The organism is Bacteroides clarus (assembly GCF_015555825.1).
GTDB lineage: Bacteria > Bacteroidota > Bacteroidia > Bacteroidales > Bacteroidaceae > Bacteroides > Bacteroides clarus.
In genome coordinates, this window is the sequence record NZ_JADNLF010000002.1 from 310378 (window position 1) to 326296 (window position 15919).

Sequence of the window (15919 nt, forward strand, 5' to 3'; positions counted from 1 at the left end):
GATATTTCTTCTTTATATGGTAAATAATAGCTTATTTTGCACCGTTTTTGCGAACAACCAAGTTATTATATAACCGAAAAAATGGAAATAGTACATACTATCAAGGACTTGCAGGCCGGACTTTCGGCTATGAGAGCCCAAGGTAAGAAGGTGGGTCTGGTACCTACGATGGGAGCCTTGCATGCCGGTCATGCTTCATTGGTAAAACGTTGTGTGGCGGAGAATGATGCCGCTGTGGTAAGTGTTTTTGTAAATCCTACTCAGTTTAATGACCGGAATGATTTAATCAAATATCCCCGTACGCCGGAGGCCGATTGTCGTTTGCTGGAAGAATGCGGGGCGGCGTTTGTCTTTGCTCCGGCGGTGGAAGAGATGTATCCGGAACCGGATACCCGCAGGTTCAGCTACGCACCTTTGGATACGGTAATGGAGGGAGCTTTCCGCCCGGGACACTTCAACGGTGTATGCCAGATTGTGAGCAAGTTGTTTGATGCGGTGCAGCCGGACCGCGCTTATTTCGGTGAAAAGGATTTTCAGCAATTGGCTATAATCCGTGAAATGGTGCGTCAGATGAGTTATCCGCTGGAGATTGTGGGCTGTCCTATCGTACGTGAGGAAGATGGCCTGGCTTTGAGCAGCCGTAACGCCCGTCTGTCCGCCGAAGAACGTAAAAATGCCTTGAAAATTTCGCAGACTTTATTTGAAAGTCGTACCTTTGCGGCCTCGCATACGGTTGCCGAGACACGGAAGTTTGTGGAAGATGCCATTGCGGCCGCTCCCGGCTTGCGTCTGGAATACTTTGAGCTGGTGGACGGCAATACGTTGCAGAAGATTGCCGATTGGGAAGACACTGCGTATGCCGTAGGCTGCATTACGGTATTCTGCGGAGAAGTCCGTCTGATTGACAATATCAAGTATAAGGAGTAATAAACATAAAAAAGCCAATCTTATGATGATTGAAGTGTTGAAGTCGAAAATCCATTGCGCCCGCGTCACGGAGGCTAATCTCAACTACATGGGAAGCATTACGATTGACGAGGACTTGATGGATGCCGCTAACATGATTGCCGGCGAAAAGGTTTATATTGCCGACAATAATAACGGTGAACGTTTTGAAACTTATATCATTAAAGGCGAGCGCGGTTCGGGTAAAATCTGTTTGAACGGCGCGGCGGCCCGTAGGGTTCAACCGGATGACATTGTTATTATCATGTCGTATGCATTGATGGACTTTGAAGAAGCCAAGACGTTTAAGCCGACGGTGATTTTTCCCGATCCGGCGACAAATAAGGTGGTGAAGTAGTCCTTTATCAGATAGAAAGAAAAAGTCCCGTTTGCCGAATGGCGAACGGGACTTTCTTTTTATGGTGAAGTAACTTTAGTGCTTCAACTGCTCATTCATGGCTGCGGCGGCTTTTCGGCCGTCACCCATGGCGAGGATTACGGTAGCGCCGCCACGAACGATGTCGCCGCCGGCATAAATGGTCGGGATGGACGACTGCATACTGTCGTTTACGGCAATTGTTCCTTTACGTCCCAATTCGAGCCCTTTGATAGAGCTGGGAACGATAGGGTTCGGGGATACGCCTACGCTGACGATGGCAAGGTCTATGTCAATCGTTTCGGTGGCTCCCGGAATGGGCACAGGACTGCGGCGTCCGGATGCGTCGGGTTCGCCCAATTCCATTTTTTGGAGAACTACCTGTTTTACTTTTCCTTGTTCATCGGCAATGTATTCTATCGGGTTGTGGAGTGTCAGGAATTCTACTCCTTCTTCTTTGGCGTGTTTCACTTCCTCAATGCGTGCGGGCATCTCTTCTTCCGAGCGGCGGTAGATAATCATGGCACGTTCGGCACCCAGGCGACGGGCCGTGCGGACGGAGTCCATGGCCGTGTTGCCGCCGCCGATGACGGCTACGCATTTGCCGAAAGGCACAGGTGTGTCGGAATCCTCGCTGGCAGCGTCCATAAGATTGACACGTGTCAGGTATTCGTTGGACGACAGAATGTTGATGGAATTTTCACCGGGGATATTCATGAAGTTCGGCAGTCCGGCGCCGGAAGCGACGAATATGCCTTTGAAATCTTCTTCTTCCAGTTGCTCCACGCTTAATGTCTTACCGATGATGCAGTCCTTGATGAACTTTACACCCATTTGGGCAAGGTTCTCGATTTCGACATCCACTACCTTGTTGGGCAGACGGAATTCGGGAATACCGTATTTCAGTACACCGCCGATTTCGTGCAGTGCTTCGAATACGGTAACATCGTAGCCGTATTTCGCCATATCCCCTGCAAAAGACAGGCCGGCAGGACCCGAACCGATTACGGCAATCTTGATGCCGTTCTTTTCTTTGATTTCCGGTACGGAAATTTGTCCGCTTTCACGTTCATAATCTGCGGCGAAGCGTTCCAGATAGCCGATGGCAACCGGCTTTTCGTTCATCTTTAAGTGGATACATTTGGACTCGCATTGCTTTTCCTGCGGACATACGCGACCGCAAACAGCGGGCAATGCGCTGGTTTCTTTCAGTGTCTTGGCGGCTTCCAGAAACTCGCCGCGTTCTATATTTTTGATGAAACGGGGGATATCTATACCCACGGGACATCCCTCGGTACAGCCCGGATTGGCACAGTCCAGACAGCGTTTGGCTTCTGTTAAGGCCTGTTCCTCGGTCAATCCCCGGTTTACTTCTTCCTTGCGGCTGTGTGAGCGGTATTCGGCGTCCAACTCGTTCATTTCCACGCGGGGAATGGCGGTACGCTCTTTTGCTTTCATGGATTTGCGCAGCTCTTGACGCCAAGCGGCATTACGGCTTTTTTCGTCCTCTTCCGGGGTGTTTTCTCCGGTTGCCTGACAAGTTTGCGGTTCTTCCAGCTTATGCATTTCTTCGCGTTCGATGTTTTTGAATGCGCCCATACGCTTCAGCATTTCATCGAAATCTACCTGATGGCCGTCAAATTCCGGTCCGTCTACGCATACGAATTTGGTTTTACCGCCGATAGTGATGCGACAGGCGCCGCACATTCCTGTTCCGTCTACCATGATGGTATTCAGGGATACATCGGTAGGTATCTCGTATTTCTTCGTCAGCAAACAAACGAATTTCATCATAATGGCCGGACCGATGCAGAAGCATTTGTCTACTTTCTCGCGGTTGATGACGCTTTCCACGCCTTCCGTAACCAGCCCCTTATTGCCGTACGAGCCGTCGTCTGTCATGATAATGACTTCATCGGAACTTTCCCGCATCTCTTTTTCGAGGATAATCAGCTCTTTGGTACGGCCTGCCAATACTGTAATCACACGGTTACCGGCAGCTTTCAATGCCTGTACGATAGGAAGCATCGGAGCTACGCCCACACCGCCACCGGCGCAAACAACAGTTCCGAAGTTCTCGATATGGGTGGCTTGTCCCAACGGACCAACAACATCGGTTATATAATCACCCTCGTTCAGCTCGCACAAACGGGTAGATGAGAGACCTACCTCTTGTACAACCAAAGTGATAGTTCCTTTTACAGGATCGGCGGAGGCGATGGTCAGCGGCATACGCTCGCCTTTTTCGCCTACACGTACTATTACAAAGTGTCCTGCCTTGCGTGATTTAGCAATTAACGGTGCTTCGATTACTAACTTGAAGACCTTTTCTGAGAAATGTTCTTTGCTAATGATTTTATTCATTATCTTATAATTTTGTTGGTATAATTACGTAATCTCTTTCAGAATGATAGATTTTGCAAAGATACGGGTTATTTGTTAATAACAAAGAATGTATAGGGAAAAAAGAGTGCGGTGGGAGTGGATAAGGCGATTTTGAAGATAGAGAATAGTTTTCTGGGAGAAGAGTGCTTGGGGGAGTAAAGTTGTTTTGGGAGAGAATAGCTATTTTGAAATAAGGTTACTTATTTGCTTAAAGATTTTTATTGGCCTGAATAATATTATTAGCTTGAATAATCTTAATTTGCTTAAGAACTTTTATTTACTTGAAGATTTTTATTTGCTTAAAGATTTTTATTTGCTTGAATAATCTTATTTGCTTAAAAACTTTTATTTGCCTAAAGAACCTTATTTGCTTGAAGAATCACTTTTATACAGGAAGGCTGGAAGCCTTCTATCTTATAGCCCGGGGTATCACCCCGGGGAAGTATATATTTCTCTTTTGCGCCCTGAAAGGGCATAAGAATCAACTCCACAAATATTCTTCTTTATATTCAATTTTATAATTTTTTAGGAACTCCACTAATTCTTCTTTAAAACTTTTCTTTGTATGATGCTCTTTCTGGTTTCGGATATAATTGGTGACGGTATCCACTTTTGATTGGCTGACTGAAAATGCGGCATAACCGTTTTGCCATGCAAAGTTGGGATGTTGGGGGTAGGCGCGTTTTATCCATTTGGAGGAGCTTCTTTTGATTTCTTGTAACAGCATGGCGGTAGAAACGGTGCTTGTCAATTCACAAAGAATATGTATGTGGTTGGCGGTACCGCCTATGATAATGCTTTTGCATAGGTTTTGATTGATGATTCCTCCTATATAAGAGTGTATTTCATTCAGATTTTTTTCGGGTAATAGGTCTTCGCGATTTTTGGTGGAGAAGATGATATGTATGTAGATTTTGTTTAAGGATTGTGACATGATGTGGGGTTTTGCCCTTTCAGGGCGTAATAGAAAATAGGGGAATGATTTGATAATTACCCCAGGGTGTTACCCTGGGCTGTAAGATATAAGGCTTTCAGCCTTCAGTTCTGTATTTCAGCTTTTCAGTTCAGTGTTTTCAGTCTTCAGTTCTGCACCTCAGCCTTCAGTTCTGTATTTCAGCTTTCAGTTCAGTGTTTTCAGCCTTCAGCTCTGTATTTCAGCTTTCAGCTCAGTATTTTCAGTCTTCAGTTCTGCATCTCAACCTTTAATTCTGCGTTTCAACCTTCAGTCTGGTATTCTTAGCTTTTAACGTCATGGCTTTTTGTTCTAATTTTCATGACTTTTATCCTTATTGCTTTACCTGTCTTAGTTTTTGTATAAAAAAGGTGCGTCAGAATATGAAATTCCTATATTCTGACGCACCTTTTATTATTTTGAATTTGAAATGACGCTTCTTCAGTCAATCATTTCGAATCCTGTATACGGAACCAATGCTTTCGGAATACGGATACCTTCCGGAGTCTGGTTATTTTCCAATAAAGCTGCTACGATACGCGGCAGTGCCAGTGCGGAACCATTCAAGGTGTGGCAAAGCTCTGTCTTCTTTTCTGCTGTACGGTAACGGCATTTCAGTCGGTTGGCCTGGTAAGTATCGAAGTTGGATACCGAACTTACTTCCAGCCAGCGTTTCTGTGCTTCGGAATATACCTCGAAGTCGAAGCAAAGGGCGGCGGTAAAGCTCATGTCGCCACCGCACAGACGCAGGATACGATAGGGTAATTCCAATTTCTGAAGCAATCCTTCCACATGGTTCAGCATTTCCTGATGAGATTCTTTGGAATGTTCCGGCTTGTCGATGCGTACTAATTCTACTTTGGAGAATTCGTGCAGACGGTTCAGGCCGCGTACGTCTTTACCGTATGAACCTGCTTCGCGACGGAAGCATTGTGTATAAGCGCAGTTTTTGATAGGCAACTGCTTCTCGTCGAGGATAACGTCGCGATAAATATTCGTTACGGGAACTTCGGCAGTCGGAATCAAGTACAAATCGTCTACCTCGCAATGATACATCTGACCTTCTTTGTCGGGCAACTGGCCTGTACCGTAACCGGAAGCGGCATTAACCACCGTCGGAGGCATTATCTCGGTATAGCCGGATTTGCGTGCTTCGTCCAGGAAGAAGTTGATAAGCGCGCGTTGAAGTTGTGCGCCTTTGCCTTTGTACACGGGAAAACCTGCGCCTGTAATCTTAACGCCCAGGTCAAAGTCTATCAGGTCGTACTTCTTGGCCAATTCCCAATGGGGGAGCGCGTCTTTGGGAAGTTCGGTCTCCATACCGCCCATTTTCTCTACCACATTGTCGTCGGCGCCTACGCCTTCGGGTACGCTGTCGTAAGGAATATTGGGGATTGTATACAGTAAGTTCTGTAAATCGGTTGCGGCCTGATCCATTTCTTCCTGCAATGCCTTGTTGGCTTCTTTCAATTCGGCTACGCGGCTTTTTGCGGCTTCCGCTTCATCTTTCTTACCCTCTTTCATTAACAGTCCGATAGACTTGGAAAGGGAGTTTACTTCCGACAGGTTCTTATCTAAGATTGTTTGGGTATTGCGTCGTTTGTCATTGGTTTCCAGCACTTGCCCGATGGTTTCTTGGGCGTTTTTGAAGTGCTTTTTCTCCAGTCCGCGGATTACCGCGTCGGTGTTGTCTGTAATTTGTTTAATGGTAAGCATATCTTATACTTGTTTTTATGATACTCGGGATTTGCGAGGGCAAAGATAGTGCAAATCAAAAGTAATACAAAAAAGAAACTTGCTTATTTTTAAGTATAAAAAGAAAGGGATGCAATCAATCGGATTGCATCCCTTCGCTTTATTTTTTTGTCCGGAAACTTATGCTTCTGCGCTTTCAGCGGGAATAACAGAAACAGAACGTCTGTCTGCTCTACCTACTTTGAACTGTACAGTTCCGTCTACCAAAGCGAAAAGAGTGTGGTCTTTACCCATACCGATGTTTTCACCCGGATGGAATTCAGTACCTCTTTGACGAACGATGATGTTACCTGCCTTGCAAGCTTCGCCACCAAATATCTTAACGCCTAATCTCTTACTCTGTGATTCGCGGCCGTTCTTAGAACTACCGACACCTTTTTTATGTGCCATTTCTTCTTACTTTTTTAATTGATTAAGCTACTACTTCCTTAATTGTTAACTCTGTGAATTGTTGACGGTGACCGTTCAGTTTGCGATAACCTTTTCTTCTTTTCTTGTGGAAAACAAGAACTTTGTCGCCTTTTACCAGACCTGAAACAACTTCGCAAACAACTTTTGCGCCTTCTACGGTAGGAGCACCTACAGTGATGTTACCGTCTTTGTCTACCAAAAGAACTTTCTCAAATTCTACCGTTGCACCGGCTTCTGCATTTTGCATGTGGTGTACAAACAGCTTTTTGCCAGCTTCTGCTTTGAATTGCTGACCGTTGATTTCTACAATTGCGTACATTTCTTATATATAATGTATAAGTTAGCTCCGTCGGGTGGTCTCTAATCACTTAGAAAGCACTTAATTAAACCCGGTGCGGAATAATCGGGCACAAAAGTACCTCTTTTATTTGTAATGGACAAATCTTTCTTTCTCTTTTTTAAGACAATTAATACTTTATAAGTAAGGTCCTAAGAATTGATTCCTATCAAGAGCATCTGTCATTCGGAGCGTGGCGCTAAGCGGCGGAGATACGACTGTTTATTCGTTCCATCATGGTGAATATTTTGTTCCGCTGTGAGGGAAGTTTTGTTCCACCATGGTGGAACAAAACTTTCTCCATAGTGGAACGATTTAATTATAGCAAGGAAATTCCTTCGTCATACCAAGGTGAGAAAGCAAATGAGGGCGGCGAATGCGGCGAAAAGTACTAACAGAAGTACGATACGGCGTACACCTATGTTCTTCGGCGATGCGGCGGGTAATGGTTCCCGTTCCAATAATTCTTCCAGACTGCTCATTATTTTCTTGTGCGGGTATTGCCGCAGTTCTTCGGCGGTAGTCATGCCATGCGTGATACCTGCAAAATCCACTCCTGCCTTTTGTGCGGTTTCTGCGTCTACCGTACTGTCGCCGATGTATAATGTCTCGGCTTTGGTAGCATGGAGTTGCTTGATGGCAAGCAACAAACCTTCCGGAGACGGCTTAGGGGTTTTTACATCTTCTCCGCCGATAATGATGTCCAGAAAATCATCGGGAAAGTGCTGATTCAGTAATTCCTTGATGCGGTAACGAAATTTGGTGGAGATGATTCCGATACGGGCTCCGGAATCTTTTAACGCCATCAGCACGGATTTGGTTTCGAGGAAAAGCACCGTATTGACAGTCATATGTGTATCTGCCTCTTTTACATATTCCTTTTTGAATTCTGCAAGCTGCTGAGGGTCGGTTACGCCGGAAAGAATGGAAAAAGAATCTTCCAAGGTCTTGCCGATAGTACGCTTGATGTCGTCATCGGTGGGGTGAATGTAGCCGTGACGGTTCAGTACATTGCGGAAACAGGTAACGATGCCGCGCGAGGAATCGGCAAGCGTATAATCGAAGTCGAAGAGGTAGGTTGTATAATTCATATGCCTTTTTGCGGCAAAGTTATGAATAAATTGGCATTTTATATTTGTTTGTTACTCTTTTTCATTTTACTCTTCCGCCGCAAAGCCAGTGTTGCGTGTAATATTTCTCCTTGAGACTGCTCACGATAACTCCTTGGCTGGTACTGGCATGGATGAATTTTCCGTCTTTCAGATAGATGCCTACGTGAGCTACTTTTTTACGGGACGAGCGACTGGTGAAGAATACCAAATCGCCTTCACGTAAGTTGCGGCGGGCTATTTTATTGCTTTCTTTTAATTGTCCGTCCGTGCTGCGCGACAGACGCATACGGTAGGTCTTTTTATAAAGCTGGGATACCAAGCCCGAACAATCCGTCCCATGCCTACTGTCGCCACCCGCACGATAGGGAGTGCCTATCCATTCGGCGGCGTTGACATACAATTTATGGTTGTCCGTCAGCTCGATATCCATACCCAGACGTACCGAGGCTTGCGCCAGAGCTTTATAATCGAGACGGGGAGCGGAAGTATGGCAGGAACTTAAACAGAACATTAGTCCGAGAAGGACAATTACATAAGAAAAGGATTGCTTCATGTTTATTCTTCTGTCGATATTTCTTCGTCCGTATTATTTTCAACTTCAACGGCTTCTTCTACGCTGACATTGAAATAGGCTTCCAATTCTTTCTCAGCCGAATTGTTTTCGTTTTGTATGTCACGGATAATGACGCCGTGCTCCAACAAGGCGATACGCGGGCATACGTCTACCGTATGGTTAAGGTTGTGGCTGGAGATGATGACGGTCGCTCCGTGCTCCTCGTTGTACTTTTTCAGCAGTTGCTTGATGATGGATTGCGAGCTGGGGTCGAGGAAATTGAAAGGTTCGTCCAGTATCAGTAGTTGCGGATGGTGCAACATGGCGGAGATAATGCCTATCTTTTGTTTGTTTCCCGCAGAGAAATTGCGTATGAACTTTTTCTGTCCCATGACCTCGCCGTTCATAAAACGTTCGAAAGGAGCGATGCGTTCATCTACTTCTTCTTTTTTCAGGCCGTACATCTTGCCGATGAAATGGAAATATTCTTCCGGGGTGAGATAGTCTATCAGGAAGCCGTCGTCAATGAAAGCGCCGGTAAAGTTCTTCCAGTCTTCGCTTTTGCATACGTCTATATCTTTGATGGTGACATTTCCGCGGTCAGCTTGCAACAAATCCAGTATCAGGCGGAAAAGGGTGGTCTTTCCGGCTCCGTTATTACCTACCAAACCCAACATATCACCTTGATTGATGATGTAATTGTCAATATTTACAGCGGTCTTTGCGCCGAATTTCTTTTGCAAATTATTTATCTGAATCATAACCATAAATCTTAAATAATAAATCTTACTGTCTGCTGTCTCTGAATCCTTCCATGTTTTTGTAGCGCCGCTTCATAAAGCGGTGATATACATTTTTCAGCCAAAAGCGGGAAGTGAGTATGAAGCCCGCGCCGATAACAATCAATATCCAGGCTGTGACTGTGGGGCCGAAAAAGGTTGTCAGCACAAAGTTCATAAGCAGAGGTACGCCGAATGCTGCTCCGGAAATCAGATTTTGCAATCCGGTTCCCATATTCTGGCGATTGGTCATTTTAGCATTCAGGTCTACGGTCTTGTTATTGTAGACGGCCAATTGGAACAGGCAGAAATACACACCGCCGGCAACGAATATAGCCCAGGCGATACAGCTCAGGACGGACAGTTTACCGGTTGCCATAGCCGGTATCATCAAGATTAGAGGTATGAGTATGGCGATGCTGTATAGAATATATTTGGCGCGGAGCAATGTGTAGATGGATTCCTTACGGCTCATCAGGCCATCGATGTAGTTGCCTTCGTAACTCATCAGGCTCGATAAAAACAGAATACCGAAAATCACAAAGTTGTAGACCATGATAAAGTTTTTCATTCCCTGACCGTCGTATGCTTCGGTAAAACTCAGGATACAGGTGAAAGCGACGACTACCAGGAATACCGTGCGCAGAGCTGTCTTGCAGACTTTGTTGCGCAGTAACATTTTCAGTTCCAATCGCATGTATTCGCCGATTTCTCCGTAACGGTCCAGGAATTTGTATTCGGATACGTGTTTGACTTTGGTGTCTTCCACTTTATTGATTTCATTATAAATCAATTTAATCATCAGTCCGCGGTTGATGAGCCATAGTGCCACGATAGCCGCGAATGTTCCGATGAAAGTAAGAAAGTGTCCGAGGATAAATCCTTCTCCCAGGTCGATAGACCAGTCGAACAACGGGCTGTCATCCGGTATGAACATTCCGGCAGCGATAATCCCGTATACCAGTATAGGCAGGATTATCCACCATACACGCTCGTTCATCAATGTCCGGCATAGCAGGAACCAATAATTGTTGAGTATCATCAATAGCCAGATTCCGATGCTGTAGGTCAGTACCCCTGTTATTCCGTAAAATTTAGTAATGCTGATGATAGCGAACGGAACAAAGAAAAACAGCCATATCAGGTTGAAGCCGTTCAATCCGGAACGTGTCAGCAGGAAATCGATAAGACGGTTGCGCTTTACCGGTAATAGCAGATAAGGCTTTACTTCCTGAGCGGGTGTTTTCTGGAATGGAAAGCGCATGAGAAAGTCCAGGAAGAATACGAATATCAGTCCGCTGTTCAAGACATGATATGCTTCCGTTGCCCCGTCGCCGAATGCAAAAGCGAAAGTCGTTCCGAAGAATATCAGGTAGCCGGCCCAGAATACTGCCATGAAGTACATCCAGAACTTTCCGAATTTGTTCTTCTCATACATCGGATTCCGTTTGGCAGCCAACTTTCCGTGCTTACGTAATTCTATAAAGAGGCTCATAATGGATGGGTGGTTAATGTATATGAAAAAGGCTGCGCTGCTTCACGAACAACGCAGCCTTTGGGTAAGCTCTATTTTTTATTTCTTTTCGGGACTGATCATTGAAACAGTGATTTGATTCTGCTGCTTCAGGAGCTCATTGGCAAATTGACGGACATCTTTTGCTGTGATGCTGTTGACGATTTGCTCGTAGTCCTTCACCGGGTCGATGCCTGTATACAGATATTCGTCTATGCTGTTCAGCCAGTAGCCGTTTTCTTTCAAATCCTCGTTATGTTTCTTCAGCATATATTCTTTCACTTTGTTCAAGCTGGCTTCATCAGGACCGTTCTTGGCGAAAGCGTCCGCTTCGGCATAGATAATCTTCATCAGTTTTTCCTGCTTCGCGGGGGCTGTGTTGAAGAAGATTTGCAGAACGGCTCTTTCGACAGGGTATTTAACGAGTTGCCCCATAGGATATACACCGTAAGTACCGCCTTCGTCTTCACGTACTTTCTCCGTATAGATTAAGTTGAGAAGCTGGTCGGTCATGCTCATAAGGATGTCGTTGCGGAGATTATATTGGCAGGTGCCGCTATAACAGATGAAGTTGTTTACTTTCGGAGTTTCCTGTTGGCGGATAAACTCGTTTTTGTAGATACCCTTACGCATGGCGATATGGTTGTCCTTGAATGTCTCTTTACGGTTGATGGAGGGTAATGAACCCAGGTAAGACTCAATCAGAGGTTTCACAGCTTCTACATCGACATTACCAACTAAAATAAAGGTAAAGTCGCTGGCATCTTTGAAACGGTCTTGGTACATAGACAGAATCTTGTCATAATCCATCTTGTCTACCATATCGGCTTTCATCCTTAACGTTCTGGGATGCTTCATGTAGAGAGTGGACGTGATGGAGTCGCTGAAAGAGGAACTTGGATTCAGGTCCATATTCTGCAGTTCGGCCTTGCTGCGGTTTTTGTAAGACGCAAAGGCGTCGTTGTCGCGTCTCGGAGCTGTGAAAGTCAGATAGGTGAGTTGCATCATTGTTTCAAAGTCCTTGGGAGAGCAACTGCCGGTTACGGCTTCGGTCTTGTCGCCGATGCCATAGTTTACGGAAGCCTTTTTGCCGGCCAGAACTTTTTCCAGTTCAATAGCGCTGAAATTGCCAAGACCGCCTAATGCTACCGCGTCCAGTCCGTTGATATTGATGATTTCCGAGTCGGGGAAGAGTGAACTGCCACCCATACTTACACCTTTCATACGGATTTCGTCGGCTTTGAAATCTGTCTTTTTGATGATAACCTTAACTCCGTTGGACAGTGTCAGCATGGTGGTTCCGAAGATATCGTCTTTCTTTTCAGAAACGATTTTACCGCCTTTCGGGGCTTCTTTCATCAAAGGCTCGTTAGATACTTTGTCTACATACGGAGTAAGCTTCTCTGATTTCACTTCTTTCAGGAGATTCTTGATATCTTCCTCTGTCGGGAGTTTCAAACCCTCTTTCTCAGGACCGAACAAAGCTACTACCTGGTTACTGTCCGTCACCATTTGCTGCATCATCTGGTTCAGGGCGGTTACCGGAATGGCCGGCGCTATCTGGTTGATGATAGTATATTCGTTGGCGATTCCCGGAATAGGCTCGTTATCGAGGAAATGGCGGACGTATTCTTTTACGTAATTCTCATTTTTGCGTTTGTCGCGTTCCTGGAAAGCCGATTCCAACTGGCGCAGATATTCTGCGCGGGCGCGACTGTATTCTGTTTCGGTGAATCCGAATTGGCGGGCACGCTCTATTTCACGGAGGATGGTTGAGATACCGTTCTCAATCGCATCTTCTTTGCAGACTACAATGCCGGTGAAGGCGTCCTTTGTCTTGGCTACGAAGAAATCGTCATCATAAGTCGCGGCATAGATGTAAGGTGGATTGGCGGCCTGGAGCAATTCGTTCAAACGTGCGTTCAGCATATTGGTAATCAAGGTAACCGCGTAGTCCTGCATCAGGTAGCCTACATTATTCTTTTCTTCTCTGGGAGTGGCTTCGTGCTTGTTGAAGATAAAGGTCTGCACGTATGGCTGTTCCTTATCGCGGGCAACCAGCACGATAGGTTCCTTGTTGTCGTTTACAGGATAGTATTCGCGTTTGGCGCCGTTAGGCTGTGCCGGAATATCGGCGAACATCTGTTTGATTTGAGCTTCGACGGCATCTACATCGATGTCACCTACCACTATTACGCCTTGCAGGTCGGGACGATACCATTTCTCATAATAATCCCTTAATGTTTGAGGTTTGAAGTTCATTACGACGTCCATTGTTCCGATAGGGAAGCAGTTGGCGTATTTGGTTCCGGCAAACATAACCGGAAGCATTTTTTCCTGAAAACGCTGCATGGCGCTCATACGGGTACGCCATTCTTCGTTGATAACACCGCGTTCTTTGTCGATTTCTTTCGGGTCCAGAGTCAGGTCGTTGCTCCAGTCATGCAGAATCAGCAGGCAGGAGTCGATAGCCCCCGGAGTGTTGACCGGTACGTTGGAGATATTATAAACCGTTTCGTCTACGGAAGTATATGCGTTCAGGTTTTCACCGAATTTTACGCCGATACGTTCCAGGTACTGTTTCAAGGCATCTCCGGGAAAATGGGTTGTTCCGTTGAAACACATGTGCTCGAGGAAGTGGGCAAGACCGCGCTGGTTGTCCTCTTCTTGTATGGAACCTACTTTTTGGGCGATATAAAAGTCTGCCCGGTTGGCGGGAAGACTGTTTTTACGGATGTAATAAGTCAATCCGTTATCCAGCTTGCCGATACGGACATCTTGGTCGATGGGAATGGGCGGTAATTGTTGCGCAAATACCTGTTGGAAGTTACAGCATGCGATGAGTGCAACAATCCATAAGTTACGTAATAAATGTTTCATCATTATTTGATTTTAAAATGTTTTGCCTTATCTGTCGGAGTGATAAATAATAAATCACAAAAGCGTCTTGTTTTTTTATTTAATAGCTTCCCGTATGCGTACCAATTTGGTTAAAAGTCCTTCCAGTAAATCCAACTTCAACATATTGGCGCCATCGCTTTTGGCTACGGCGGGATTCTCGTGTGTCTCGATAAACAGGCCGTCCGCACCCACGGCGATACCGGCTTTCGCTATGGTTTCAATCAGTTGCGGCATGCCGCCTGTGACGCCGCTGGTCTGGTTGGGCTGTTGCAGGGAGTGGGTAACATCCAGGATAACGGGGAAACCGAACGTTTGCATTTCCGGTATTCCGCGATAGTCTACTACGAGGTCTTGATAGCCGAACGTTGTTCCGCGTTCTGTAATCATAACGTTCTTATTTCCGGCCTCTACCACCTTGTCTGCCGCAAAACGCATGGCAAGCGGAGAGAGGAACTGTCCTTTCTTTATATTGATGACTTTGCCGGTTTTGGCTGCGGCTACCAGCAGGTCGGTCTGCCTGCAAAGGAAAGCGGGAATTTGCAGGATGTCTACATATTCGGCGGCCATGGCGGCTTCTTCGGCGGCATGGATGTCCGTCACGGTGGGTACTCCGAATGTATCGTGCACTTTCTTTAGGACTTTCAATGCTTTTTCATCGCCTATTCCCATGAATGAGTCCAGACGCGAACGGTTGGCTTTACGGTACGAGCCTTTGAATGCGTAAGGAATCTGTAATTTTTCGGTAATGGCTGCCACGCGTTCGGCGATACGCATTGCCATATCTTCTCCTTCGATAACACAAGGACCTGCTAACAGAAAGAAGTTGCCGGCAGGATTATTTTTCAGTTCAATCATACGTTTTTATGAATTATGGGTTATGGATTGCGAGCTATGAAAAGGTCATATCTCAGTTTGGTATAATCAATGTTATCGCTTCGTGCAACACGCCGATGTCCAATGGAAAATGGCGGTCGAGGATGCGTCCGTCCAAATCGACGGAAGCATTTTGTGCACGTAGTACTTTTATCTTTTGAGTGCGGTAGGGCTTTACTACTTTATGGTTTAGAATCCGTCCTTCCATCAGCATCCATATTCCCGAAAAGAGTTGCAATAATTCGGGACGATAGATAACCGATACGTCCAGCCAGCCATTGTAGGGTACTGCGCTGGGGGCTTGTCCGTATCCCCATGCACTGCCTATACACACCGTCATAATGCGTCCGCGTATATGCTCACCGTTGATTTTAAGGTGCATACGATATAATTTCCGTTCAAAGATTAAGGAGATGAATGCCATAAAATAGGAGAGGAACTTTACGCCCCAGAAACGTTTGCATTGGTCGGTGATTTTTACAATGCTGGCGCCGAGACCGATGTTGATGGCATTCAGGAAATAGCGGGTCATATGTTTTTCACCGTCATAGTAGTAGCAGGTGCCTACGTCTATTTTGCGGCGGCGATTATTTATGATACAATCTACGGCTTCCTTGTATTCCGAGCTCATCTCCCAATATTTGGCAAAGTCATTTCCGATGCCGTTGGGGATAATGCCGATGGCGATATTCTCTTTATCTTCCGCATTGGAAAGCATAATGCCGTTGATCGCGTCGTTCAGTGCGCCGTCACCGCCTACCACGACAATGGTGCGGTAACCGTTGTTGGCAAGTATACCCGCCAGGCGCTCTACCGAACCGAACCCTTCGGACTGTACGTAGTCATAAGACACGCCTTTGCTATCCATATACGCCTTAATCTCTTTCCACCGTTTCTGCACTTTGCGCGTTCCGGCTTTGGGGTTATAGATTACGCCCCATTTATCGGGTTCTACACTCATATATCCGTTCCTTTCAATCAGTCCAATATTTTCATAATCCGCCGTTAATCGGCGGCGCCGTCAAAG

The 15919-nt window shown here is 45.9% G+C and carries 13 protein-coding genes and 1 pseudogene; 2 read left to right on the forward strand and 12 right to left on the reverse strand.

What is annotated here, in order from left to right; translation table 11 throughout:
- Positions 1-81: 81 nt before the first annotated feature.
- A complete protein-coding gene (gene panC / locus I2F54_RS03860) occupies positions 82-927 on the forward strand; it encodes a pantoate--beta-alanine ligase (RefSeq protein ID WP_022219215.1) in 846 nt (281 codons plus the stop codon).
- Positions 928-949: 22 nt separating this feature from the next.
- On the forward strand, positions 950-1303 hold the full coding sequence (gene panD / locus I2F54_RS03865; protein WP_009122541.1) for an aspartate 1-decarboxylase: 354 nt from the start codon (positions 950-952) through the stop codon (positions 1301-1303).
- A gap of 75 nt (positions 1304-1378) precedes the next feature.
- Here panD and I2F54_RS03870 read toward each other — a convergent pair whose 3' ends face one another.
- The 12 genes and pseudogenes from I2F54_RS03870 to I2F54_RS03925 form a co-directional block, all read right to left on the reverse strand.
- Positions 1379-3685: a bifunctional dihydroorotate dehydrogenase B NAD binding subunit/NADPH-dependent glutamate synthase gene (locus I2F54_RS03870; protein WP_195500558.1), complete on the reverse strand. Its 2307-nt coding sequence runs from the start codon at positions 3683-3685 to the stop codon at positions 1379-1381.
- Between the two features lie 502 nt (positions 3686-4187).
- Positions 4188-4640, reverse strand: coding sequence for an IS200/IS605 family transposase (tnpA, locus tag I2F54_RS03875; protein WP_087425127.1), 453 nt, complete (start codon positions 4638-4640; stop codon positions 4188-4190).
- Positions 4641-5099: 459 nt separating this feature from the next.
- A complete protein-coding gene (gene serS, locus I2F54_RS03880) occupies positions 5100-6374 on the reverse strand; it encodes a serine--tRNA ligase (RefSeq protein ID WP_009122537.1) in 1275 nt (424 codons plus the stop codon).
- Positions 6375-6533: 159 nt separating this feature from the next.
- Positions 6534-6803 carry a 50S ribosomal protein L27 gene (gene rpmA / locus I2F54_RS03885; protein WP_009122536.1) on the reverse strand — a complete coding sequence of 90 codons (270 nt, stop codon included), beginning with the start codon at positions 6801-6803 and terminating at the stop codon, positions 6534-6536.
- A 22-nt stretch (positions 6804-6825) separates the two neighbouring features.
- Positions 6826-7143, reverse strand: a complete 318-nt coding sequence (rplU, locus tag I2F54_RS03890) for a 50S ribosomal protein L21 (protein WP_009122535.1) — start codon at positions 7141-7143, stop codon at positions 6826-6828.
- 401 nt (positions 7144-7544) lie between these two features.
- Positions 7545-8252: pseudogene (locus tag I2F54_RS03895) on the reverse strand (HAD family hydrolase); the annotation flags it as partial.
- A gap of 61 nt (positions 8253-8313) precedes the next feature.
- Complete coding sequence (locus I2F54_RS03900; RefSeq protein ID WP_195500559.1) at positions 8314-8826, reverse strand: C40 family peptidase; 513 nt, start codon at positions 8824-8826, stop codon at positions 8314-8316.
- Positions 8827-8828: 2 nt separating this feature from the next.
- Positions 8829-9587: an ABC transporter ATP-binding protein gene (locus tag I2F54_RS03905; RefSeq protein ID WP_022219294.1), complete on the reverse strand. Its 759-nt coding sequence runs from the start codon at positions 9585-9587 to the stop codon at positions 8829-8831.
- A gap of 25 nt (positions 9588-9612) precedes the next feature.
- Positions 9613-11100 carry a DUF5687 family protein gene (locus I2F54_RS03910; protein ID WP_195500560.1) on the reverse strand — a complete coding sequence of 496 codons (1488 nt, stop codon included), beginning with the start codon at positions 11098-11100 and terminating at the stop codon, positions 9613-9615.
- 78 nt (positions 11101-11178) lie between these two features.
- Complete coding sequence (locus I2F54_RS03915) at positions 11179-13998, reverse strand: M16 family metallopeptidase (protein WP_181986659.1); 2820 nt, start codon at positions 13996-13998, stop codon at positions 11179-11181.
- 75 nt (positions 13999-14073) lie between these two features.
- The gene (gene kdsA, locus I2F54_RS03920; RefSeq protein ID WP_009122528.1) at positions 14074-14874 is read right to left on the reverse strand and encodes a 3-deoxy-8-phosphooctulonate synthase; all 801 of its coding nucleotides are present in this window, start codon (positions 14872-14874) and stop codon (positions 14074-14076) included.
- 52 nt (positions 14875-14926) lie between these two features.
- Positions 14927-15853, reverse strand: a complete 927-nt coding sequence (locus tag I2F54_RS03925) for a diacylglycerol/lipid kinase family protein (RefSeq protein ID WP_009122527.1) — start codon at positions 15851-15853, stop codon at positions 14927-14929.
- Positions 15854-15919 lie beyond the last annotated feature (66 nt).